Below are 23972 nucleotides of genomic sequence, written 5' to 3'. Positions count from 1 at the left end.
CGAAAGCCCCCCCATCACCATGCCCCGTCCCCCGTGGCGGGATCACGCGGCATGGTCATGCGGATCATGAACACCATGGCCGCGAGCATCATGCATCCCACCACCACCGGCAGCGCGCGCCCGGCAATGCCCGACAGCAGCAGCCATCCTTCCAGCGCGCAGGCCAGCGCCGCGCACTGACGCGCGCGGTCACGCTCCACACCCGCGGCGATCAGGCCACATGAAATGGCCGACAGCCCGGCGACAACCTCCAGCCGCCCTTCGACATCAAGCGCATCCGGCGGCACCGCAATGGACAGCAGCGCCACCATCAGCAACCCGCCGCCAAGGCGCAGCAGCAGTGCATACCCATGGCGCACCGGATGGACGCGCGCGCGCAGGTGCCATGCCACAAGCCCGCCCAGCACCACCGCACCGGCCGCCGCCGGCAGGCAGGTCTGCCACGCCCCGCCCTGCCATGCGGCCATCAGAAGGCACGCCGCCGCCAGCCCCGCCTGCCACACCAGCATCACCCCGCCCGCATCAGGGCCGAACAGCGAAACGAACACCATCATCCCCAGCAGCACGACCAGCATCATCCGAATTCCCGACCGGCAAACAGCAGCACGATGGCCAGGCACCCGCACAGCAGCGCCAGCCCCGCGCGCAGGCGCGCCACCTGTCCCGACGCCATGACAAAGGTCCGCAGGCACGCGACCACGCCACACAGCCCCAGCGTGCGGGCACCCCACAGCGCGATGGCGACCAGCATCGCCACGAACAGGTGTGGCGAACCGGCGGTATCGGGAATGACGATGGCATCGGGCCACAGCAGGTCCCCGCCCAGCGTGATCCACGCCAGCGCGACAAGGTCACGCACGAACAGCATGACGGCACGGTCCGGCCCGGCAAGGTTGTCCGTCATGCCATCGAACGTCCGGCCGCTGCCTGCCGCGACCCGGTCCACCCCGACCAGGATGAACGCCCCCCCCGCCAGCGCCAGCGGCCCGCGTATGCCCGCGCTGTCCTGCGCCATGCGCATGAAGCGCACAAGGCCCGCAACCGTGCTGCCCGGCGTGGCCATTTCCGGCACGGCTACAGCCACCACCAGGGCTGGCACAAGGAGCATCATCCCCACCAGCAGCATCGCCGCCATGCGCCCTTCGCGTCCCTGCCCGCTGGCCAGCCCGACAAGGCACAGGACACCCCCCGCCCCGAACAGCAGCACGACACCCGTCAGCAGGTCCGAACCCTCCTCCCCCGCCATGCCCAGCGAGAAGGACGGCACCAGCAGCACCGCCACCAGCGCCATCACCAGCGCCCCCCACGGCGCCAGCGCCGTCACCCGCGCGCCCGACGCCGCGCGCATGCCCGGACACGACCAGGCCCGCGCGATCATGCGCCAGCGCGACAGCAGCGCGGGCGGCCCGGCCACCCCCGTCATGCGCTGCCGGCACCACTGGATGAACCGCGCGCAGACCGGCGCCATCAGCACCATCAGCGCCAGATGCATCCCCGACAGCAGCAGTCCCTGCATCCCGACAGCCAGCGCGCCCATCACCATCCCCCCATGTCAGGCCAGCCAGCACAGGATGGCCATGGCGATCGCGACCCCAACCGGCAGCGCCAGCGGCGCAAGGCGTTCCGGCGCATCGGGAAAACGCCGCAGGGGCAGCAGCAGGGCATGTCCCCCCGCGCGCCATGCCCGCAGCGCCCGCCGCAGCCCTGCCGCCGCCCCCTCGGGCCAGCCCGCCATGTCCTGCAGCAGGCGCACGAACACACCCGCCCCCACCTGCGTCAGCGGGTCGCCAAAGGGCATCCATGGCGGGGCCGGCGGCGCGCCCTGTTCCCATGTCGCCACCTGCCGCGTGGCGGAAACCCCGCGCATCCACCACACCATCCCCACCATGGCCCCGACCACCAGCAGCAGCACAAACCCATGGACCGGCGCCAGCACGGACACGCCATCGGGCGATGGCAGGGCAAACAGCGTCCCGCCCGCACCCGCCGGGCCATTGGCCTGCCGCACCACCCGCGCCATGCCTGCCCGCGCAAGGGCGATCCACGCGCCGGGCAGCAGCGACACCACGCAGGCCAGCGCCACGCCTGCCGCACACCGGCCAAGGACCGGCCACGGCGGATCGCACGCCCCCGCCCCGCGTGGCGTACGCGGCCGCCCGCACAGCACGACCCCCACCAGACGCACCAGCGCCAGCAGCCGCACGCCCCATGCCGCGCCCATGACGATCAGGACACAGACCACGGGAATTTCCTGCGCAAGGCTCCCCCCATGCGGCAGGGCGCCGAACAGGCGCAGCAGCATCCACGATATCGAAAACCCGATCAGCGGCGGCATGCCCCCCAGCGCCAGCAACCCGACCGACAGCAGTGCCGACAGGCGGGGCATCAGCGTCGCCAGCCCCCCCAGATGCATCAGCACCAGTCGTCCGGCCTCCGCCCCGATCGCATCACACAGGGCCAGCAGCGCGACCCACACGATGCTTCCTGCCGCCAGCAGCAGCATCAGGCATGCCACCACCCCGCCAAGCATGTCCGGAAGGTCATTGGCCCGCGCCACCAGCCCCAGTCCCGCCAGCATGACCGGCAGGGCCGCCGTGCCGCCGAACAGGCCCGACAGGACACGGCGCACGTCTCGCGCCACCAGCGCACGCAGCGACGCCACAAGGAACAGCCCGGCCGACAGCGCCACCAGCGCATCGCCCCAGCGTTCGGACAGGACAGGAATATCAGGATAGCAGGCCAGCAGACGCAGCCACAGGTGGCAGCCCACGACAAAGCCCGCGACATCGGCCATGCGCAGCGCGGGCACATGCCGCCGGCCGCCGCCGGGCCGCCATGACAGGTGCAGCAGCGGCCACGTGGCCATCAGCACCACCGCCGGCAGCACAAACGCGCGTGAGGCGGCCCCCGCCCCGGCCAGTGCGAACGCGGCAGGGCCATTGCCGATGGGATCGAGCATCGACAGCAGCGCCATGCCAAGAAGCCCCCCGGTCCCGCGCCCGCGCCATGCCGCGTCATCATGCAGCGCGACAATGACGCACGCCCCGGCCAGGCCCGACACCAGCGGGCCACCCGCCACGGCGAACGCGGCGGCGATGCACGCCAGCGCGCCCCCCTGCCCCGCATACAGCCCCACAAGCGCCACCAGCAGCAGCGCCAGAAGCGCCAGCGGGTCGGGATGGAACATCGCCAGCAGGGGCCGCGCCCCCCCGGATACCACGACATGCCCCGGCAGGCCGGGCAGTTCGGCCGCCAGCACCGCCACCATGACAATCACCCACCCCACGCGCAGCAGCGGCGCGCAGACCGCACGTGTGGCGGGCCACGCCCGCGGCGCAAGCGCGCAGGCAAGCATCGCGCCCAGAACGACAAGGAGGGTAGTGCTGATGATCCGACCTGCTCCCGCGCGGCATGGTGATGACGGCCCGCCCCGCCACGGCCATGCCCGGGCACTCAGGTCATGGCTCAGATCATCGCAAGGGAGACCTTGCGACGCGGCGGCGGGATTGCATCATCAATCTCCGCCAGATCGGCTTTCGTCAACTCCAGTTCGACCGCCGCCATGTTTTCGCGCTGGTGCGCGGGCGACCCCGCCTTGGGAATCGCAAGCACGCCGGGTTGCCGCAGCACCCACGCCAGCGCGACCTGCGCGGGCGTTGCCGGGCCAAGCGAGGTCTCGTGCCGCGCCGCCACCCGCTTCAGCACCGGGGCGCGCAGCAGTTCGCCCCCCTGCCCCAGCGGGGAATAGGCCATGGTCACGATCCCCTGTGCCCGGTCATGGGCCAGCAGGTCATATTCCACGCCACGGTAATCGAGGCTGTAGAGGATCTGGTTGGCGCAGCACGGGTCCGGCGTGTGGATCCGCGCCAGTTCGCGCATGTCATCGACATCGAAATTGGACACGCCCCACGCCCGGATCATGCCCGCGCGTTTCAGATCCTCGAACCCCGCCACGGTCTCCTCCAGCGGGATCGAACCGCGCCAGTGCAGGAGGTAGAGGTCCAGATGGTCCGTGCCCAGCAGCTTCAGCGAAGCCGCGCAGGCCTTGCGCACTCCATCGCGTGAGGCATTGGAGGGCAGGACCTTGTCCACAAGGTACACGTCGTCGCGCCGCCCGGCGATCGCCTGTCCCACCAGGCGTTCGGACCGGCCGGAGCCATACATTTCCGCCGTATCGACAACCCGCAGGCCCGCATCGAGCCCCATGCGGATGCTGCGGATTTCCGCATCGCGACGCGCCTCGTCATCCCCGAGGTTCCATGTCCCCATTCCCAGCGCGGGAACCGTGATGCCATCGGGGAATGTAACGTTCTTCATGCTGCGCGGCCTTTCCTTGCCATGGTCTGCCGCCTGCGGGCCATGACCGCCATGGCCCCGTGGGTCATCCCTGCCTCGGTGCAGGGATTACCGACGCGTCCACCCCTTCGCCTGCTGCTGCCAGTAGGTCAGGGTGTGCCCCGCCTCGCGACATGCCTTCCAGCGCTGCCGTGCCGCCGCGACGGCATTTTCGTCATGGCCGTCGAACAGGTCGAACACCCGCTCGAAATCGCCCATGCCATCAGCCGACATGCCATCAATCAGGAACAGGAAGGTCGCGCCGTTGGGCACGTCCTCCCCCGCCGTCAGCCAGATCGGCTGCCAGCTTTCATGGCCCAGCGCGCGGGTGCCATGCGGCAGCCATACCGGGTCGGTGGCGCGCCACAGGGCATCGTCGAGCCATTTGACCCGGCCCTCGTCCCCGCAGCGCACGACCGCGCGGTGGCCGGCGTCAAGCGTCCGCCCGAGCAGGGCAGGCAGCGCCTGCTCCAGCGTGGAACGCGTCAGGTGATAAAAACCGACCTCCGCCATGAAGTTCCTTCCGCAGGCCTGTCCGTAGCGGGCGGCAGCCATGCCACCCGCCCCCGGTCAGCCTTCGTAATGTTCACGCACGAGCGCATCGAGCAGGCGCACGCCAAAGCCCGTCGCCCCCTTGGGCACACACGCCGTCCCCTTGTGCGCGAACGCCGTGCCCGCGATGTCGAGGTGCGCCCACGGCACCTTGTTGACGAAACATTCGAGGAATTTCGCCGCCGTGATCGACCCGCCCGCGCGGCCGCCAATGTTCTTGAGGTCCGCGATGTCAGAGCGCAGCAGTTCAAGGTAGGACGCGCACATCGGCATGCGCCACAGCCTGTCGCCCACGCCCTCGCCCGTCGTCGCAAGCTGCTGCGCCAGCGTATCGTCGTTGGAGAACAGGCCCGCGCGTTCGTTGCCAAGGCTGACGACGATCGCGCCCGTCAGGGTGGCGAGGTCAACCATGAAGCGCGGCCTGAACCGGTCCTGCGCGTACCACAGCACGTCGGCCAGGACCAGGCGGCCCTCGGCGTCGGTGTTGAGCACCTCGACCGTCTGGCCCGACGCGGTGCGCACCACGTCGCCCGGCCGCTGCGCATCGCCCGACAGCATGTTTTCCACCAGCCCCACGACACCCACGGCATTGACGCGCGCCTTGCGCCCCGCCAGTGCGGCGATGGTGCCGACCACGGCGGCGGCGCCGCCCATGTCGGTCTTCATTTCCTCCATGCCGCCCGCGGGCTTGATGGAGATGCCACCCGAATCGAAGGTCACGCCCTTGCCGATGAAGGCCACCGGGGCCTCGCCTTCCGCCCCGCCGTTCCAGCGCATGATGACGGTGCGCGGCGGCACGGAACTGCCCTGTCCCACGCCAAGCAGCGCGCCGAAGCCAAGCCTGTGCATCGCCTCGCGGTCGAGCACCTCGACCTCCACCCCAAGGTCACGCAGCTTTGTGATGCGGGCCTCGAACGTGTCGGGACGCAGCATGTTCGCCGGTTCGTTGACCAGGTCACGGCACAGCAGCACGCCACGCGCCACCGCCGACAGCGACGTCCATGCCGCCTGCGCCCCGGCGACGTCAGTGCCCAGGAATTCCAGCCCTTCGAGCTTCCATGCCTCGCCCTCGCGCCAGGTGGTGCGGTAGGAGTCAAAGCGATAGGCCCCCAGCACCGCCCCGAGGGCGACATGCGCCGCAAGCCCGCCGGGCAGCGTATCGAGCGCGACCGTGGCCCGCGCCGTGACCTTGCCCAGCGCGGAGGCGACAGTCCCGCCCGCCTGTTCGGCCACGCGCGCATCAATTGCGTCGCGCGGGCCAAGGCCGATGAGGACCACGCGATCCAGCCCCGCACCGGGGGCGAGCACGACGCACGACGCCTTTGCCGCGAAGGAGAAATCCGCCGCCTTCGCCGCGCGCGACAGCGCACCATCCGTCGCCGCATCCGCCTGCGCATACAGTGCGGAAGGCGCCCCGTCGGAGGGCGCCAGAATCGCCAGCACGCCTTCGTGCGGCAGGCGGGACTCAGAAAAACCGGTATCGAGCATGAAGCAGTCGCTCCGCTTGAGAAAACCAACAGACCACGCATGACGCAAAATCACGCGCGGGGCACGCACAGGCCCCTGATACGCCGGGGAAAGCCTTCCCCCGCGCCACGATGGCGCGCACGCCGGACAGGCCCCGCCGCGGCGGGTGATTGCATGTCGCATCGCATAAACGCATGACGGCGCGGCATGAGTAAGCTAATGCCATCTGCATGAACATACCATCCTTGCACGCCCCCGACGATCAGGCCCTGCTCGATCTGGCGGTCCGTCTTGCGACGGAGGCCGCAGCCCTGATCCGCGACATCCGCGCACGCGGGTTCATCACGCACACCAAGACAGATGATTCCCCCGTGACGGAGGCCGACCACGCGGCGGAGGCGCATATCCTTGCCGGGCTGCGGGCCGCGGCCCCGTCCATTCCCGTCATTGCCGAGGAAGAAGCGGCGGCGGGGATCGAGGTGGAGACCGACCGGACCTACTGGCTGGTCGATCCGCTGGACGGGACGCGGGAATTCGCGGCGGGGCGGGAGGATTTCACCGTCAATATCGGGCTGGTGCGCGACCGTCGCGCGATCCTTGGCGCCGTGGCGCTGCCGGCGTATCACCAGGTCTATGCCGGGCGGATCGGCCATGGCGCGTGGCGGCGTGACGAATCCGGACAGCACCCGATCCATGCCCGCACCGCACCCGCGGCGGGGCTGGATGTGCTGGCGTCACGCCATTACGCCGATGACCCGCGCCTGAAGGACCTACTGTCGCGCCAGCCCGTCGCCAGCATCCGCAACATCGGATCGGCGGTGAAGTTCATCCGCGTGGCCGAAGGGGTGGCGGACCTGTATCCCCGCCTTGGCCCGACGATGGAATGGGACACCGCGGCCCCGCAGGCCGTGCTGGAGGCGGCGGGCGGCAGCATCACCGAATTCGACGGCACGCCGCTGGCCTATGGCAAGGCGGGGTGGCGCAATCCGCCCTTCATCTGCCGCGGCGCGCAATGACACGACGGCTGGCGGCGGACGGCGCGGGCATCGCGCAGGCGGCGGACATCCTGCGTGGCGGCGGACTGGTCGCGTTCGGGACGGAGACGGTCTATGGCCTTGGCGCCGACGCCACCAACGCCCACGCGGTCGCACGCATCTTCGCGGCGAAGCAGCGCCCGGCGTTCAATCCGCTCATCAGCCATTTTCCCGATGCCGCCAGCGCCTTCGTCCATGCGCACGCCGATGCGCGGGCGCATCGCCTTGCGCAACGCTTCTGGCCCGGGCCGCTGACGCTGGTGCTGCCGCGCACGGCCGACTGCGCGATCTGTGACCTTGCCGGGGCGGGCCTGCCCTCCGTCGCGGTGCGGGTGCCGGCGGGGGATGTGGCGCGCGCGCTGCTGGCGGCGGCGGGGGTTCCGGTCGCGGCCCCTTCGGCCAACCCGTCGGGCGGCGTCAGCCCGTCACGCGCGGAACATGTCCTTGACGGGCTGGAAGGCAGGATCGACGCCGTGCTCGATTCCGGCCCGTGTGCCGTGGGGATCGAAAGCACGATCGTGGACCTGACGGGGCCGCACCCGGTCCTGCTGCGTCCCGGCGGGATCCCGATCGAGGCCCTGCGCGAAATATGCCCCGACATCACCCTGCCCCATGACAGCAGCGACGCGCGCCCCGCCGCGCCGGGGCGGCTGTCGTCGCATTACGCCCCCACGCTGCCGGTCCGCCTTGGTGCCGTGTCCGTCGCCCCGGACGAAGCGCTGCTGGCGTTCGGCCCGGAATTGCCCGGCAGTTCCCTGACATGGAACCTCAGCCCGGGCGAAAAGCTGGAGGAAGCGGCCGCGCGCCTCTTCGCCGGGCTGCGGTTTCTTGATATGGAGGGGCGCAGGCGCGGACTGCGCGCGATCGCGGTCCAGCCCGTGCCGACGCATGGGCTGGGCGCCGCCATTGCCGACCGCCTGTCCCGCGCCGCCTGCCCGCGCACATGATGACCCGACCCTGATGACCCGACCCTGGCGATACCTGACATGAGCGATAGCCTAGACCCCAAGGAACTCAAGATCCTGTCGGATATTCTGGCACTCGTGCTGGAGGACAATCCGGGACAGTCGGAAAGCGCGCTGTCGGCCATCCGCGCCCGCGCGCGCAAGAACCAGACGACGGGTGGCGCGCTGAAAAACCTGTTTACGGCCATCGCCCCCAATCCCCCGCCCCGCGCGGCAGCCAAGCCACGCGCCCCGCGCGGCGGACGCACGAGCGCGGCGGCGGCGCGGGAGATCAAGGATGCCCACAGCCGTATCTCCGAAATGGCGGACAGCATCCGCAGGCTTGACGACGAACTGCGCAATTCACGCCGGATCAATGACAAGCTGCAGGACGAACTGCTGCTGACACAGCAGGCACGCGCGGAAACACAGACGGCGCTGGCGCAGATCCAGGCGCGCCTGGCCGCGACGGGCACGCGCGCCACGCCCCGGCGCACCACCCTGATGCTGGCGCTGGCCATCGGCACGCTGGCGGGGATCGCGGTGACGGAACTGTTCCACGCGCTGGACAGTTCGCCCGCGCAGGCCAGCGCGCCCTATACCGCGCCACAATCGCACGCGCAGAATACGCATCCCCCCGCCCAGCCATTGAATCCGTATCCGCACCAGCTTTCAGGAGGCCTGCCATCATGACCGCCGTATCCCCCACACCCGCAGATCCCGCGAAGCTGCTTGAACGGCTTGGCCAGCTTCTGGGACCGTCGGGGATGCTGACGGCGGCGGGCGACATGGACCCGTTCTGCACCGACTGGCGCAACCTGTACCATGGCCGCGCGCTTGCGGTGCTGCGCCCGGCGGATACGCGCGAACTGTCAGAGGCGGTGCGCCTGTGTGTCGCCCATGGCGTCCCGATGGTGCCGCAGGGCGGCAATACCAGCATGGTCGGCGGCGCGACCCCCGATGACAGCGGGCACGAGGTGGTCATCTGCATGGGGCGCATGAACCATATCCGGGGCATCGACCCCCATGAAATGACGATGGAGGTCGAAGCGGGCGTGCCCCTGAAGGTCGCGCAGGACGCCGCGCGGGAGGCGGGGATGATGCTGCCGCTGTCGATCTCCTCCGAAGGGTCGGCGCAGATGGGTGGCATCCTTGCGACGAACGCGGGCGGCAACAACACCGTGCGGTACGGCAACGCGCGCGAACTGGTGCTGGGGCTGGAGGCGGTCCTGCCCGACGGGGAGGTGTTCCACGGCCTGCGCCGCCTGCGCAAGGACAATACCGGATACGCGCTGCGGCAGCTTTTCGTCGGCTCCGAAGGGACGCTGGGCTTCATCACGCGCGCGATCATCCAGCTCCAGCCCGCGCCGAAGGAGGTCGAGGTCGCGCTGTGCGCGGTCGAGGACGCGCAGGGCGCGCTTGCGCTGTTCAGTGCGTTCCGCGCGCTGGACCCCGCGCTGATCCAGGCGTTCGAATACATGTCGGGCACGGGCATGGCGCTGGTCAATGACCTGATCGCGGGGGCCAGCCTGCCGCTGGAACAGCCCGCCCCGGCCTATGTCCTGGTGGAGCTTGCGACACCGCGCCCGGGCGCCGACCTGCGCGAGTTCATGGAAGGCGTGCTGGCCGATGCGATGGAAAAGGGCATCGTGACCGACGCCGTCATGGCCGAGAGCGAGGGGCAGCGCGCCAACCTGTGGAAACTGCGCGAGGAACATGCCGAGGCGCAGAAGCGCGCGGGCGCGAGCGTGAAGAACGACGTGTCCGTTCCCGTCGCGCGCGTGCCCGAACTGATCGCGCGCGCGACACGGGCGTGCGAGGACCTGATCCCCGGCATCCGCCCCGCGCCGTTCGGGCATCTGGGCGATGGCAACATCCATTTCAACGTGGTGCAGCCAGTGGACATGCCCGCCGACGCCTTTCTGGCGCGCAGCCATGACATCATGGACACGGTGGCCGACATCGTGCGCGACCTTGACGGGTCGTTTTCCGCCGAACACGGGGTGGGACAGCTCAAACCCTACATGATGGCGGAATGGCGCGGGGGCGCGGAACTGGCGACCATGCGGCGCATAAAGGCGGCGCTGGACCCGCATGACCTGATGAATCCGGGCAAAATCTTCCCGCCCGCCACGTCGTGACGACCCGACACGATGCCCGACGGACACAGACTGTTTCAGACCTTTGCGGTAACATACCTTTTTATGCACCGCGATGAGGGTTAGACAGGAGCATGCCTGTCGCCTATCCCGTCATCCAACGCTTCTCCACGCGTCTGTCGATTCTGGACCGCTACGTCCTGCGACAGTTGCTGCTGGCGCTCGTCGCGACGACAGGGGCGCTCGTGCTGCTCATCTGGCTGACGCAGTCGCTGCATTTCGTCTCGCTGGTGGTCGGGCGCGGGCTGTCGCTGCGGGTGTTCGTGCAGTTGACCAGCCTGCTGATCCCCTCCTTCGTCGCGGTCATCCTGCCGATCACGACCTTCGTGGTGGTGCAGTTCATCTATCAGCGGCTGGGATCGGACCGGGAACTGACGGTCATGCAGGCGGCGGGGCTGTCGCCCTTCATGATGGCGCGCCCGGCGCTGCTGTGCGCCATGGTGTCGGTACTGGCGTGCTATGCGCTCAACCTGTGGGTGGTGCCCGCGTCGTATCACGGCTTTCGCCAGTATGAATACCAGATCCGCAACAAGATGGCGGCCTTCCTGATACAGGATGGGGTGTTCACGCAGGTTTCGGACAACATGACCGTCTATATCCGCACCCGCGATGAAAACGGGCTGCTGCATGGCATCATGGTCGAAGACGACCGCCAGCCTGATGCGCAGGCCACCATCCTGGCGGAGGAAGGCAGCCTGGTCATCATCAATGACCAGCCGCGCGTTGTCCTGTTCAATGGGTCCCGCCAGGAAATCGACCGCAAGACGGGACGGCTGAATATGCTGAGTTTCGAGCGCAACACCATCGACCTGTCCGCCCCGCACGGCACGCAGACCCGCCAGCCCGATGCGAACGAACTGCCGATCACCGCCCTGCTGCATCCGAACCTGCGGCAGTTTTCACCACGTGACGAGAAAAAGATGATCATCGAGGCATGGCGTCGGCTGACATCGCCGCTCTGTGCGTTTTCCTTCGCCATGATCGGCCTGCTTGGCGCGCTGGGGGGCGGGTTTTCGCGCCATGGCAACATCATGCGTCCCGTGGCGGCCACGCTGGCGGTGGTCGCGGTGCAGGCGCTGGCGCTGCTGGTGCAGAACCTCGCCAGCCGCAACCTCGCACTGATGCCGCTGATGTGGATCTGCGCCCTCGTGCCGGGACTGGTGTGCATGGCCATCCTGTTCTGGCCCGAATTCCGCACCCGCGGCCCTGCTCCGGGGACACTCCCGCCACGATGACCTTCGCCCGGACCCTCTCGCTCTATATCGCGCGCCAGTTCACCTATGCCGTGCTGGCGGTGATCGCGTTCCTGACGGGACTGATCACGCTGTTCGATTTCATCGACCTGCTGCGCCGCGTCTCCAGCAGGCCCAACGTGCCCGCCTCCCTCGTCAGCGAGATCGCGGTCCTGCACATCCCCTTCGCCATGCTGGAGATCCTGCCCTTTGGCGTCCTGCTGGGCGGGATCATCTGCTTCTGGCGCCTGGCGCGTTCGTCCGAACTGGTGGTGGCGCGCGCGGCGGGCATTTCCGCGTGGCAGTTCCTGGCCGGGCCGGTCGGGTGCGCCATCATGATCGGCGCCCTGTCCACCACGGTCATAAGCCCCCTGTCATCGGCCATGTACCGCCGGGCGGAAATCCTGGACCAGCAGTACCTGCGTGAAAGCACGGTCAAGACGATCAACATGAGCGGCGGCGCCCTGTGGATGCGCCAGTCCGACAACGGCCTTGTTGATCATGGCGTCGCCATCGTCCATGCCCGGCGCGTCAGGTTGCGTGACCATGTGATGCGCATTTCCGGCGTCAGCATCTTCCGCCTTGACGGGCATGACCACATGCTGACGCGCATCGAGGCCGCGCACGGCTACCTCGGCAACAGGCGCTGGGTGCTGGAGGGGGCGCGACTGCTCCGCCCCGATGAAAACCCGGTGGACATGGGGCAGATGACGCTGCCCGCCGACCTGACGCTGGCGGGGGTGCAGGACAGCCTCGCCTCCCCCAACACGCTGTCGGTCTGGGCGCTGCCGGGGTTCATCAAGCTGCTCAACCGTTCGGGCTTTTCCTCCATCCGCCACCGCCTGCGTTTCCAGAGCCTGCTGACGCTGCCGGTCCTGTGCGGCACGATGGCGCTGGTGGCGGCGGGGTTTTCGATGCGCCCGGCGCGGCGCGGGGGCGTGGTGCGGATGATCAGCCTGGGCGTGGGGGCCGGTTTTGCGCTGTTCGCCATCTCCAAGATCGCGGCGCAGTTCGGTGAATCGGGCGCCCTGCCCCCCGTGCTTGCGGCATGGGCCCCCACCGGGGCAGGGCTTTGTCTTGCAGTTTCATTACTTCTTCATCTAGAGGACGGTTAATGGTCCGTCCCTTCCCCCTGTCGCGCCGCACCCGCGACCCTGAGCGCATGCGCCCTGCCCCGCCGAGACGGGCATCGCGCATCGCCTTGCTGTCGGCGACGATCCTTGGGGGGATGATGATGCTGCTGGGGACACCGGGCAGCGTGGCGACGGCACGCGCGGCCAGCGCGACGGACACGACCCCCGATGCGTCGCAGCCACTTCCGACCCCGGCCAGCAAGAACTCCCCCTCCATGCGGGGGCGGCATGTCCATTCGCAGACGGCGGCGTCGCAGCCGGACGCCACCACGGGGACACAGCAGCACGGTGCGGCCTCGTCAAGCACCGTGTCCACGGGCGATCCCGTCACCTTCCAGGCCGACCATGTCGCCTATGACAGCAAGAACGGCCTTGCGATCTGGAGCGGCAATGTCCAGATCTGGCAGAACGATCAGGTCATGCGGGCGGACAAGGTGATCTACGACCGCAATACCGGCGTGGCCTCCGCCTCTGGCAATGTCGCGGTGGTCGAACCCGACGGGACGGTGATGTTCACCAGCTATGCCGAACTGAGCAACGGCATGCGCGATGGCATCATGAGCAAGATGTACGCGCAGATGGACGACAACGCCCGCATGGCGGCGAACGGCGTGCGGCGCACGGGCGGCAAGGTCAATGACCTGACGCGCGTCGTCTATACCGCGTGCGAGATCTGTGACCGCCATCCCGAACGCGCGCCCTTCTGGCAGATCCGCGCCTATGACGCGTCGCACGACCTGCAGCACAAGCGCATCGAGTTCCGTGACGCATTTGTCGATTTCTTTGGCGTGCCGATCTTCTACCTGCCGGCCTTCTCCATGACCGACCCGTCCGTGCGACGCCAGAGCGGCTTCCTCACCCCCGGCTTTACGCCGCATAACCGCTATCTCGGCACGTATGTCACCATCCCGTATTACTGGGTGATCGACGGGCAGTCGGACCTGGTGGCCGAAGGACTGTTCTCCACCCGTACCGGCCCGCAGCTTAGCGCGCAGTACCGCCACCGCTTCAACTTCGGCAGCATGAACGTGCGCGCGGGCATCGCCTATGACACCCATCATGACATCAACTACATCAATACTTTCGGTGACGAGGTTGACAGTAAGGACAACCATGGCGTCCAGGGGTATTTCTTTGGCTCGGGCCGGTTCTCCCTGAACAAGACATGGCGGCTTGGCGCGCATATCAACGTCGCAAGTTCCGCCAACTACATGCGTGACTACCGCATTTCCGGCTACGGACAGGATACGCTGAATTCGAACATCTACCTTGAGGGATTCGGCACCGGGTCGTATTCGCGCGTCGATGCGCAGGCCTATCAGGGGCTGAACGAAGGCATCATCCACAACCGCGACCTGCCATGGGTGCTGCCGCGCTACACCTACAGCTATTTCGGGCAGCCTGATGCGCTTGGCGGGCGTTTCAGCCTCGATACCACCGATTTCTACGTCTATCGTGAAAACGGGACATCGGACCAGCGCGGGCAGTTGACGCTCAACTGGGACAGGCCGTTCCGCAACTCTCTGGGGCAGATCTGGGACCTGACGCTGCATGTCGAATCGGCCATCCACCGCGCGACACAGCTTAACGAGCAGCCAAACTATGCCAAGACCACCCGCAGCCAGGTGGCGGGACAGGTCCTGCCCACCGTGGCGCTGAAGCTCAACTGGCCCTTCCTGCGCAGCTTCAACCACGGTCGCGGGTCGGAAATCCTTGAACCGATCGCGCAGATCATCGCCGCGCCCAACACCGGCAACAGTTCGTCGCGCTTCATCCCCAACGAAGACAGCCTGTCGTATGAATTCACCGACCAGACGCTGTTCGCGCTGAACCGCTATGCCGGGACGGACCGGCTTGATGGTGGCCTGCGCGCCAATGTCGGGCTGCATTCGAACTGGACATGGAACGGTCACCAGGTTGACGTGCTGGTGGGTGAAAGCTTCCAGGAGCATGTCGAACATGACCGCATCCCCTATTCGGGGCTGAGCCACCATCTGTCGGACGTGGTGATGGGCACGCGCATCGTCCCCAACCACTTCTTTGATTTTGATGGGAAAATGCGGCTTGATCCCTATGCCGGGCGCGTCGATTTCGCCGATGCGCTGGGAAGTGCGGGCTTCAAGTATTTCCGTGTCAATGGCGGCTATATCTATGAACCGGTGACGCCTTACTATTATTACGCAAACAATCCCTATACCTCGACGCCGCCCTCGATCTACTATAAGCCGATCAGCGAACTGACATTCGGCGCGTCAACGACATGGGACAACTGGCACCTTGCGGGATATATCCGCCGCAGCCTGTCACGCCAGCAGAGCGTGTCCGTGGGTGGCGATGCGGGCTACCAGAATGACTGTTTCGGCATTGATGTGATGTACCTCAAGCAGTACACCACAATTGGTGGTCAGCAGAGCAATTCGACCGTAATGTTCTCCCTGACGTTCAAGACCATCGGTTCGTTTGGCATGAATGGCTGATGATGCGTGAAAGATTGATCTGAATGCGTTGGTTTTCCGCCACCCCCGGCAGCGTCCCTTCCCGTCGTGCGGCCCGGCAGGCACGCAGGCTGGCATCGTGCATGGGCGCGGGGCTGATGACGGCGGCGATGGCCGTCGCCACCTGCCACGGCGCCGATGCCGCAAGCACCCGCCATGCCCGCCACAAGACGGATGCAGGCACCAGCGCGGAACCGCAGACCGAGGATTCGATCATCGCCATCGTCAATGGATCCGTCCTGACGAAGCGCGATGTCGATACGCGCGGGCGGCTGTTCGCGCTGTCATCGGGGCTGGATGTCAGCGACGACATCATGACCCGCCTGCGCCCGCAGATCGTGCGCCAGTTGATTGACGAACGCCTGCGCATGGAGGCGATGCTGGAGCGGCACATCAACGTGCCCGTCGCACAGATCGCCGCCGCCATTTCCGGGATCGAGCAGCGCAATGGCATGCCCGAAAACTCCCTGCGCAACCGCCTGGCGCAGGACAGCATCTCGCTCACGACCCTGATCGACCAGATCCGCGTGCAGGTGGGCTGGTCGCAGGTGCTGCGCATGGAAACCGGGTCACGCGGGCGCATCACCGCGACCGAGATCCAGCAGCGCACCGACGCGCTGAAGCGCGAGGATGGCAAGCCGCAGTACATGATCAGCGAGATCTTCGTCCCGGTCGAGGATCCCCACCATCCCGAAACCGAACTCAAATTCACCGAGACCATCATTCAGGAACTGCGCGAAGGCGCGCCGTTCCCCATCGTCGCGGCCCAGTTCTCCCAGAGCCAGAGCGCGCTTGAAGGCGGGATGCTCGGCTGGACGCAGGAAGACAGCCTTGACCCCGAAGTGGTCGAGGTCGCGCGCAAGATGCCCGACGGCGCGATTTCCAACCCCATCCGTGTTGCCGGTGGGTACGTGATCGCGACCATCAACAGCCGCCGTACGGTCGGCCATGAAATGGCGACCATCCTGAGCATCCATCAGGCATTCCTGCCCTTTACGCAGCCCCTCAACCCGCAGGACCCGTCCGACCAGCAGAAGCAGACCCTCCAGCAGGCCAGCGACCTTGCCGGAAAGATCAAGTCCTGTGACGAGATGGAAGCGCTTAACAAGAAATACGGCGAAAAACACCCCACCGATCCCGGCGAACTGCGCGTTGACCGCCTGAATCCGCAGATGCGCGAAGTGCTGGAAAGCCTCAAGCCCGGGGAAACCAGCCACCCGCTGGTGTCGATGGACGGCATCGCCCTCATCATGGTCTGCAAGCGGGAGGAGCGTAACGTCGCCCTGCAGACACCAAGCGAGATCGCCGACCAGTTGCTCAATGAACGTGTGGAACAGACATCGCGGCAGTTGGATCGTGACCTGCACCGTCGTGCGGTCATCGACATGCGTTCCAAGTCCTGATCCCGCCCGGCATGACGCTTTCCGGTTCCCCGCCGCGCGAATCGCTGCGTGACGTCATCGCGCGCCATGGCCTCGACGCGCGCAAGTCACTGGGGCAGCATTTCCTGCTCGACCCCGGCATCACCGCGCGCATCGCGGGCATGGCAGGCAGGCTCGATGGTGTAAACGTGGTGGAGGTTGGACCCGGTCCGGGCGGCCTGACGCGCGCACTCCTCGATACCCCTGCCGCCAGCCTGACGGTGGTGGAGGTCGATGCCCGCGCCATTGTCATCATGAACGAACTGGCCGCGTCATATCCGGGGCGCCTGCATGTGGTGGAGGCCGACGCCATGCGTCGTGACCTGACCACCCTGTGCCCCGCCCCGCGCCAGATCGTCGCCAACCTGCCCTATAACGTCGGCACGCCGCTGCTGATTGGCTGGCTGCGGCAGGCGTCGCAGTGGGCGCGCCTGACGCTGATGTTCCAGCTTGAGGTGGCGGAGCGTATCTGCGCCACGCCGGATTCCGATCATTACGGGCGGCTTGCGGTCCTGTCGCAATGGGTTGCGCGGTGCGGCATCGTCATGACCATTCCGCCTGGCGCCTTTTCCCCACCGCCCAAGGTGCAGTCCGCCGTGGTGAACCTGATCCCCCATGCGCAGCAGCCTGCCCCTGCCCTGTTCCGCGCGATGGAGCAGGTCACGGCGGCCGCCTTTGGCCAGCGGCGCAAGATGCTGCGGGGCGCGTTGCGGGGCATCGGCGGGGAAGCGTTGCTGGAGGCCGCAGGCATTGCGGGGAACCGGCGTGCGGAGACGCTCGATATCGCTGATTTCGACCGGCTGGCCCATGCCCATCTGGGACGTCAGTCTTCGGCTTCCTGATCAAAGAATAAAGGCGGCGTCTTCTGAAGCTTTTTGAAAAAAGCTTCACCAAAAACTTTTGAATGTCTGAGGCTTCCGGGACAACCGCAAGTCATGGTTTCCAAAGGGCAATGCCCTTTGGCGGGTTTCAGGGCAGAGCCCTGAGAAAGCTTCCCAAAATGACAGAAGGCCCGGCGGAATATCCCCCACCGGGCCTTCATGCCTTGAACATCCGGTCCATCACGAGGGATGGACCGGCCTGCACGCCAAATCAGGCGGCGGGGTGTTCTTCCGTCGTCTCCGCAACGGCTTCTTCGGGAGCGGCTTCGGTTTCGACCGCTTCCTCGACAAAGCCGGAGGCGTCATCGTCGCGCTCGGCGCCGATTTCCTCACCGCGTGCCTGACGTTCGGCTTCTTCTTCCGAACGTGCGACGTTCACGCTGACCTGCATCGAAACTTCCGGATGCAGGGCCACGCGGACTTCGTACACACCAAGCTGCTTGATCGGCTCGGGCAGGATGACCTGCGAGCGCGAGATCGTCAGGCCAGCCTTGGTCGTCGCCTCGGCGATGTCGCGGGTGGTGACGGAGCCATACAGGCTACCGCTGTCGCCGGCCTGACGGATCAGGATGACGGACAGGCCGTGCATGCGCTCGGACAGGCGCTCGGCCTCCTCGCGACGCTTGAGGTTCTGGGCCTCAAGCTGCACGCGCTCACGCTCGAAACGCTCGCGGTTGTGTGCGTTGGCGCGGATCGCCTTGCCCTGCGGCAGGAGGAAGTTGCGGGCATAGCCCGGCTTCACCGTGACGATCTCGCCCATCTGGCCCAGCTTCTCGACGCGCTGGAGCAGGATGAGTTCTACTGCGGACATGGTTCTGCCTCCCTCAGCTTACGATATAGGGCAGCAGGGCCAGGAAACGGGCGCGCTTGATGGCCTGGGCCAGTTCGCGCTGCTTCTTGGCGGACACTGCCGTGATGCGGCTGGGGACGATCTTGCCACGCTCGGACAGGAAGCGGCTCAGCAGGCGCACGTCCTTGTAGTCGATCTGCGGCGCGTTGGGGCCGGAGAACGGGCAGGACTTGCGGCGACGGTAAAACGGACGACGCGCACCCACGGCCACGCGACGGGCGGCGGGGTTGATCTCGGTTGTCTCGGACATCAGCTCTTACTCCGCTTCGCTGCTGGCGGGGGCGCCGGCATTGTTGCGCTGCTGTTCTTCACGCTCGTTACGGGCGCGGAACTCCTCGCGGTCGTCATAGTTGCGGCGCTGGCCGCCACTGTTGCCACGGCCGCTTTCGAAACGACCGGCGGGCTTCGGACCACGGAACCCACGCTCGCGCTCGTCACCCTTGCGCGACAGGATCACGGACGGGGCCTCGTCGATTTCGTCAACGCGCAGCATCAGCACGCGCAGGACGTCTTCGTTCAGGCTGAGCTGACGCTCGATTTCCTTGATGGCGGCAGGCGTCGCATCCAGGCCGAGGAGCATGTAGTGCCCCTTGCGGTTCTTCTTGATGCGGTACGCCAGGGTACGCAGGCCCCAGTATTCACGCTTCTTGATCGAACCGGATTCCGCTTCCAGCACGGTTGCGATGCCATCGGCGATGGCTTCGACCTGCTGCTGCGACACGTCGTTACGTGCAATCAGCACGGTTTCATACAATGGCATGGGAACTCCCTTCGGATCTGTTCAACCCCTTTCGCAACGGACACGGTCCGCCGCGCCATCATGCTGTCACATGACGCGGGTATAGCCGGGGACGATGCCACGCACCCGGCAGGGAAGGTGCGCGTTGAAGCACGATCGTCCCCCGCAGACAAGGAAAAAAGCGCGGTCGCCCCGATATTCCCCTCTCATATCGCCGGGACGGTGGGCGCATGTCCGCGCCACTTTGAAACAGTTTTTAAGCATTCTCCGCTTTGTAGGTTTTTTTTTTCCACTATCCATGCACGATAGTCGTGTATCCCGCAGCCTCCTGAGGATGTCATCTTGCGCATTCTGCATTGCATAATGACCCGTGAATTTGCCGGAACCGAACGTTATGTCACCGAACTGGCCGCGATGCAGGCACACCACCACGAGGTCTGCATCCATATCGACCGCCGGACCACCGACCCGCTGACCGGCAGCGACATCACCCCCCATATCGCACCACCGGTACGCATGGTCCGCGCCGGGCGTGGGGGATATTGCGTGTCCTACCTGAAGACGCTGGCGGATTTCCGTCCCGACGTGATCCATACCCACCTGGGCAAAAGCAGCTTCCGCCTTGGCCTGCTGCCACGTCCACGCCATGTCCCGCTTATCGCCACCCTGCACAGCCGTTTCAGCGCGCGCGCCTATGGCCGCTGTGACGCGCTGATCTGCATTGCCCGGTGGCAGGCCGACGAAATCCCGTCCACATTCGCGGGCGCACGGACCGTCATCGGCAACTGGACCCGCCAGCGCCCGCGCCCGACACCCGCCGAACGCCAGCGCATGCGCACGCAGTTCGGCGTGGGGGACAAAACGTTCCTGATCGGCGGCGGGGGCCGGATGGTGACAAAGAAGGGATTTGATATCCTGATCCGCGCGTTCAGGCAGGCCGCCCTGCCCGATGCGCGACTGATCCTGTTCGGGGATGGACCCGAACGTGCCCGGCTGGAGGCCATGGGCGGCGGGGATGTCATCTTCCCGGGCTACCGCTCCGATTTCCCGGCCGACCTGGGCATGCTTGACGGCTTCGTCATGCCATCGCTGCATGAACCCTTCGGCCTTGCCCTGCTGGAGGCCATGGCGGCGCACCTGCCTGTCATCGCGACGGCGGCGGGCGGGGTGCTTGACATCCTGCCCCCCGCCTCGCCTTCGCTTGTCCCGCCCGGCGATGTCGCCGCCATGGCGCAGGGCCTGCGCCACATGCGCCAACTCGGCCCGCAGGAGTGGGACATGCAACGTTTCAACCCCGATCGCCAGGCGCACCTGATCGAGGCGTTCTATACCCGCGTCCGCGAAGGGACCGCCGCCTGAGCGGCAGCCCCCTTCCCATGCATCAGAACGTGGTCGGGATGACCGGTTCGATTTCCGTGAACTGCGGCGTGCCCCACGGGAATTTTTCCCGGTCATAGCGGTAACCGGTCAGGCTGGCGGCGAAGTCAAGCGGCAGCCAGTACATGTAATGGGCGTCCTCCCCCGCCTGATCGGCCTTCTGTTGCGCGGCGAAGGCAGCCCTGCGCATGGGGGCGAAGGTGGGCGGCACGACCCCCACCACCTCAAGGTCCAGCGTATCGCCTGCCTCCCCATCGTGGCTGATGGACCATTTCAGCACGCCATGTTCATAACACTCCACGCGGCAGACATGCTCGCCTTCGCGCACGTCGCACGCAATCAGGGTCCCCTGCCGCGACAGTTCCTTTCGCGCGACGGCAGGCGGGCGACCAAGGTTGTTGTAGCGAAAGACAATCCAGTGGTCCGGCAACTGCGCCATGGTAAAATCATACTGCCCATTGGCGTCGAGGGTACCGGTGTCCTGCATGCCCAGACCGGACAGCAGGTCTGCCTTGCTTATCCCGCAAAACGAATAATAGGAAAAATTGTATTCCACCCGACCATATCTCCTTTTCTGGAGCAGATATTGGTTCCATATGTTGTCATAACAACGGGCGAAACAAAATAATTTTACACTTACATTAAGTATGAGTTTCAGACTTGCCTAACTGTCAGATTTTACTGGATTTCCGGTAGGTGCAGCCCGATATGGTCGGGAATGTCCCATACCTCTCGCAGGACCCGAACCACGCGGAATCCCGCCCGGACATAGTTCGGAAGCGCACGGGGATGATCGGCGGAACAGGTATTGACCCGCAGCGCGGCGGGACGCTGCCGCCATGCCGTGCGGATGGCGGCATGCAGGAATGACAGCCCGACCCCACGCCCGATCCACCGGGGCAACAGCCCGAAATAGGCAAGGTTGATATCGGGACATTGCCGCGCATCGAGTTCGAAGAACCCGGCCACCTCGCCATGGTCGCGCAGGACATAGACCCCCACCGCCGGATTGCCCAGCAGTTCGGCCAGTTGCGCATCCCCCATCACACGCCGCAGCCACCAGCAGTAATCCTGCCCGATACGGTTGTACAGGTCGCGGTACAGCGATACGGCGGGATGGATCTCCCGCCGTATCTCATAACCTTCCGGCAATTCCGGGACGGGACCGGGTGGCTGGCGGTCCATGCACAGGAACGTCACGTCCACCGACACCCGCGTGACACCCTGCGCCACGACCTGCCCCCCGGGACGATCAGTTATCGTCAAGGAAGGAGCGAAGCTTGCGGCTGCGGCTGGGATGCTTGAGCTTGCGCAGGGCCTTGGCCTCGATCTGGCGGATGCGTTCACGTGTCACGTTGAACTGCTGCCCCACCTCCTCAAGCGTATGGTCGGTGTTCATGCCGATGCCAAAGCGCATGCGCAGCACACGCTCCTCTCGCGGGGTGAGCGAGGAGAGCACGCGCGTCGTCGCCTCGCGCAGGTTCGTCTGGATCGCGGCATCCAGCGGGATGACCGCCGTCTTGTCCTCGATGAAATCACCCAGGTGGCTGTCTTCCTCGTCCCCGATCGGGGTTTCGAGGGAGATCGGCTCCTTGGCGATCTTGAGCACCTTGCGCACCTTCTCCAGCGGCATGCCCAGCTTTTCGGCCAGTTCCTCCGGCGCGGGCTCGCGCCCGATCTCGTGCAGCATCTGGCGCGAGGTACGCACCAGCTTGTTGATCGTCTCGATCATGTGGACCGGGATGCGGATCGTGCGCGCCTGGTCCGCGATGGAGCGCGTGATCGCCTGGCGGATCCACCATGTCGCATAGGTCGAGAATTTGTAGCCACGGCGGTATTCGAATTTGTCCACCGCCTTCATCAGGCCGATATTGCCTTCCTGAATCAGGTCGAGGAACTGCAGGCCGCGATTGGTGTATTTCTTGGCGATCGAGATCACGAGGCGCAGGTTCGCCTCGATCATTTCCTTCTTGGCGCGCGCGGAATCACGCTCGCCCCGTGACACGGTGGCATAGACGCGGCGGAATTCGCCCACCGGCAGCCCCGTCTCCTGCGTCAGTTCCGCCACCTGCCCACGCAGGCGGATGACCGTGTCCATGTGCTTGGCGACGAAATTCTTCCACGCCTTGCCCGGCAGGGCGGAGACGACATCCACCCAGCCCGGGTCCAGTTCGCGCCCGCGATATTTCAGCAGGAAATCCTCGCGTGAGACCTTGGTGCTTTCGGCGAGGCGCAGCATCCGCCCCTCCAGCCCGTTAAGGCGCTGGAAGATGGCCTTCAGGTGCTCCACCAGCACCTCGATGCGGGTGTTGTGGAGGTGGACCTGCTGGACCTTGCCGACAAGTTCGCAGCGCAACTGCTCGTACGCGGCCTCCGCCTCGGCGGAGATTTCACCGCCCGACGTCAGCTTCTCAAGCCGGGTGGCCTGAAGTTCGTGCAGGCGGGCGTACAGCGCCTCGACTTCCTCGAACTGTTCGAGGATCTCGGGCTTGAGCTTTTCCTCCAGCGCGGAGAGCGACAGGCCGGCGCCTTCGCCCTCACCCTCGCCTTCCTCGGCCTCCTCGTTCTCGGACGTGGCCTCGAAACCGTCTTCGGACGCGGGCTCCTCGCCTTCTTCCGTCTCCTCGCCCGGGGCGGCATTGCCGGACTGCATCGCCTCGAGGTCAACGATGTCACGCAGCAGCATTTCCCCGGCCTTGAGCCGTTCGTGCCACGAAATGATGGCGCGGAACGTCAGCGGGCTTTCGCACAGGCCGCCGATCATCTCGTCACGGCCCGCCTCGATCCGCTTGGCGATCGCGATCTCGCCCTCGCGGGAGAGGAGCTCGACCGACCCCATTTCGCGCAGGTACATGCGCACCGGGTCATCGGTGCGGCCAAGGTTCTCGCTATCGACGTTACCGGCGGCCGGTTCCTCGCTTTCGCCCTCGGCGGGTTCCTCGCTCTTGGCTTCCGGCTCGGCAGCGGTGTCTTCGGACTCGCTGTCGTTGTCCTCGTTCTCGACGACCTGCATGCCCATTTCCGACAGGGCCGCCATGACGTCCTCGATCTGTTCGGAAGACATCTGGTCCTGCGGAAGGACGGCGTTCAGTTCGTCAAAGGTGATGTAGCCCCGTTCCTTGCCACGCGCGATCAGCCTTTTGACGGCTCCGGACTGCGTATCCAGCAAGGTGGTGTCATTGTCCTGATCACCGGAAGCTGCATCCGTTCCCGCGGCTGTCTTTGTCGCCATGCCCGATCAATCCCTACCCAGCAAATCTGTGGCCCGCCCGGTCCGGGCGGAAACATCAAAGGCCCCGCGTCGGGGAACACTGTCCCTTCCGCCGTTTCCATCGCGCCTGACACGCGGCAGA

The 23972-nt window shown here is 66.3% G+C and carries 22 protein-coding genes; 10 read left to right on the top strand and 12 right to left on the bottom strand.

From position 1 onward, the window contains the following. Window positions 1-14 precede the first annotated feature (14 nt). From HNH97_RS07195 to HNH97_RS07170, 6 genes are all read right to left on the bottom strand, one after another. Complete coding sequence (locus tag HNH97_RS07195) at window positions 15-578, bottom strand: hypothetical protein (protein ID WP_171790449.1); 564 nt, start codon at window positions 576-578, stop codon at window positions 15-17. Beyond that, window positions 575-1537: a hypothetical protein gene (locus HNH97_RS07190; RefSeq protein WP_171790448.1), complete on the bottom strand. Its 963-nt coding sequence runs from the start codon at window positions 1535-1537 to the stop codon at window positions 575-577. The genes HNH97_RS07195 and HNH97_RS07190 overlap by 4 nt, the downstream gene beginning before the upstream one ends. A 15-nt stretch (window positions 1538-1552) precedes the next feature. Continuing rightward, window positions 1553-3355 carry a proton-conducting transporter transmembrane domain-containing protein gene (locus tag HNH97_RS18150; RefSeq protein WP_171790447.1) on the bottom strand — a complete coding sequence of 601 codons (1803 nt, stop codon included), beginning with the start codon at window positions 3353-3355 and terminating at the stop codon, window positions 1553-1555. 110 nt (window positions 3356-3465) lie between these two features. Then, window positions 3466-4317 carry an aldo/keto reductase gene (locus tag HNH97_RS07180; protein ID WP_171790446.1) on the bottom strand — a complete coding sequence of 284 codons (852 nt, stop codon included), beginning with the start codon at window positions 4315-4317 and terminating at the stop codon, window positions 3466-3468. An 87-nt stretch (window positions 4318-4404) separates the two neighbouring features. Next, entirely contained in the window at window positions 4405-4848 is a 444-nt protein-coding gene (locus HNH97_RS07175; protein ID WP_171790445.1) for a DNA polymerase III subunit chi, read from the bottom strand. 57 nt (window positions 4849-4905) lie between these two features. Continuing rightward, complete coding sequence (locus tag HNH97_RS07170) at window positions 4906-6375, bottom strand: leucyl aminopeptidase (protein ID WP_171790444.1); 1470 nt, start codon at window positions 6373-6375, stop codon at window positions 4906-4908. 209 nt (window positions 6376-6584) lie between these two features. Between HNH97_RS07170 and cysQ the strand changes: the two genes are divergently transcribed. From cysQ to rsmA, 9 genes are all read left to right on the top strand, one after another. Continuing rightward, window positions 6585-7370: a 3'(2'),5'-bisphosphate nucleotidase CysQ gene (gene cysQ / locus HNH97_RS07165; protein ID WP_171790443.1), complete on the top strand. Its 786-nt coding sequence runs from the start codon at window positions 6585-6587 to the stop codon at window positions 7368-7370. Beyond that, complete coding sequence (locus tag HNH97_RS07160; protein ID WP_171790442.1) at window positions 7367-8335, top strand: L-threonylcarbamoyladenylate synthase; 969 nt, start codon at window positions 7367-7369, stop codon at window positions 8333-8335. The genes cysQ and HNH97_RS07160 overlap by 4 nt, the downstream gene beginning before the upstream one ends. A gap of 39 nt (window positions 8336-8374) precedes the next feature. Continuing rightward, complete coding sequence (locus HNH97_RS07155) at window positions 8375-9025, top strand: hypothetical protein (RefSeq protein WP_227744330.1); 651 nt, start codon at window positions 8375-8377, stop codon at window positions 9023-9025. Next, entirely contained in the window at window positions 9022-10473 is a 1452-nt protein-coding gene (locus HNH97_RS07150; RefSeq protein ID WP_171790441.1) for an FAD-binding oxidoreductase, read from the top strand. The genes HNH97_RS07155 and HNH97_RS07150 overlap by 4 nt, the downstream gene beginning before the upstream one ends. A 92-nt stretch (window positions 10474-10565) precedes the next feature. Then, window positions 10566-11726, top strand: a complete 1161-nt coding sequence (gene lptF / locus HNH97_RS07145) for an LPS export ABC transporter permease LptF (protein WP_110912163.1) — start codon at window positions 10566-10568, stop codon at window positions 11724-11726. Further along, the gene (gene lptG / locus HNH97_RS07140) at window positions 11723-12838 is read left to right on the top strand and encodes an LPS export ABC transporter permease LptG (RefSeq protein WP_110912162.1); all 1116 of its coding nucleotides are present in this window, start codon (window positions 11723-11725) and stop codon (window positions 12836-12838) included. The genes lptF and lptG overlap by 4 nt, the downstream gene beginning before the upstream one ends. 47 nt (window positions 12839-12885) lie before the next feature. Next, complete coding sequence (locus HNH97_RS07135) at window positions 12886-15333, top strand: LPS-assembly protein LptD (RefSeq protein WP_171790462.1); 2448 nt, start codon at window positions 12886-12888, stop codon at window positions 15331-15333. Window positions 15334-15356: 23 nt separating this feature from the next. After that, window positions 15357-16754 (top strand): peptidylprolyl isomerase, encoded by a 1398-nt coding sequence (locus tag HNH97_RS07130; RefSeq protein ID WP_171790440.1) that lies wholly within the window; start codon window positions 15357-15359, stop codon window positions 16752-16754. 11 nt (window positions 16755-16765) lie between these two features. After that, the gene (gene rsmA, locus HNH97_RS07125; protein WP_171790439.1) at window positions 16766-17614 is read left to right on the top strand and encodes a 16S rRNA (adenine(1518)-N(6)/adenine(1519)-N(6))-dimethyltransferase RsmA; all 849 of its coding nucleotides are present in this window, start codon (window positions 16766-16768) and stop codon (window positions 17612-17614) included. A gap of 250 nt (window positions 17615-17864) precedes the next feature. Here the strand turns inward: rsmA and rplI are convergent, their stop codons facing one another. Genes rplI through rpsF form a run of 3 tightly spaced genes read right to left on the bottom strand, consistent with a single transcriptional unit; the run spans window position 17865 to window position 19263 of the window. After that, the gene (gene rplI / locus HNH97_RS07120; RefSeq protein ID WP_171790438.1) at window positions 17865-18464 is read right to left on the bottom strand and encodes a 50S ribosomal protein L9; all 600 of its coding nucleotides are present in this window, start codon (window positions 18462-18464) and stop codon (window positions 17865-17867) included. Between the two features lie 13 nt (window positions 18465-18477). Further along, complete coding sequence (gene rpsR / locus HNH97_RS07115; protein WP_110096040.1) at window positions 18478-18753, bottom strand: 30S ribosomal protein S18; 276 nt, start codon at window positions 18751-18753, stop codon at window positions 18478-18480. A 6-nt stretch (window positions 18754-18759) separates the two neighbouring features. Further along, window positions 18760-19263, bottom strand: coding sequence for a 30S ribosomal protein S6 (rpsF, locus tag HNH97_RS07110; protein WP_171790437.1), 504 nt, complete (start codon window positions 19261-19263; stop codon window positions 18760-18762). 342 nt (window positions 19264-19605) lie between these two features. Here rpsF and HNH97_RS07105 point away from each other — a divergent pair, with 342 nt between their 5' ends. Continuing rightward, window positions 19606-20601: a glycosyltransferase family 4 protein gene (locus tag HNH97_RS07105; RefSeq protein WP_171790436.1), complete on the top strand. Its 996-nt coding sequence runs from the start codon at window positions 19606-19608 to the stop codon at window positions 20599-20601. A 22-nt stretch (window positions 20602-20623) separates the two neighbouring features. Here the strand turns inward: HNH97_RS07105 and HNH97_RS07100 are convergent, their stop codons facing one another. The 3 genes from HNH97_RS07100 to rpoD form a co-directional block, all read right to left on the bottom strand. Then, window positions 20624-21175 carry a hypothetical protein gene (locus HNH97_RS07100; RefSeq protein WP_171790435.1) on the bottom strand — a complete coding sequence of 184 codons (552 nt, stop codon included), beginning with the start codon at window positions 21173-21175 and terminating at the stop codon, window positions 20624-20626. Between the two features lie 122 nt (window positions 21176-21297). Continuing rightward, window positions 21298-21804, bottom strand: a complete 507-nt coding sequence (locus HNH97_RS07095; protein WP_110912225.1) for a GNAT family N-acetyltransferase — start codon at window positions 21802-21804, stop codon at window positions 21298-21300. A 67-nt stretch (window positions 21805-21871) separates the two neighbouring features. Then, complete coding sequence (rpoD, locus tag HNH97_RS07090; RefSeq protein ID WP_171790434.1) at window positions 21872-23851, bottom strand: RNA polymerase sigma factor RpoD; 1980 nt, start codon at window positions 23849-23851, stop codon at window positions 21872-21874. Between the last annotated feature and the right edge of the window lie 121 nt (window positions 23852-23972).

It is taken from the genome of Gluconacetobacter entanii (assembly GCF_013155425.1).
GTDB classification, from domain to species: Bacteria; Pseudomonadota; Alphaproteobacteria; order Acetobacterales; family Acetobacteraceae; genus Novacetimonas; species Novacetimonas entanii.
This window is presented reverse-complemented; position numbering and strand designations above follow the sequence as displayed.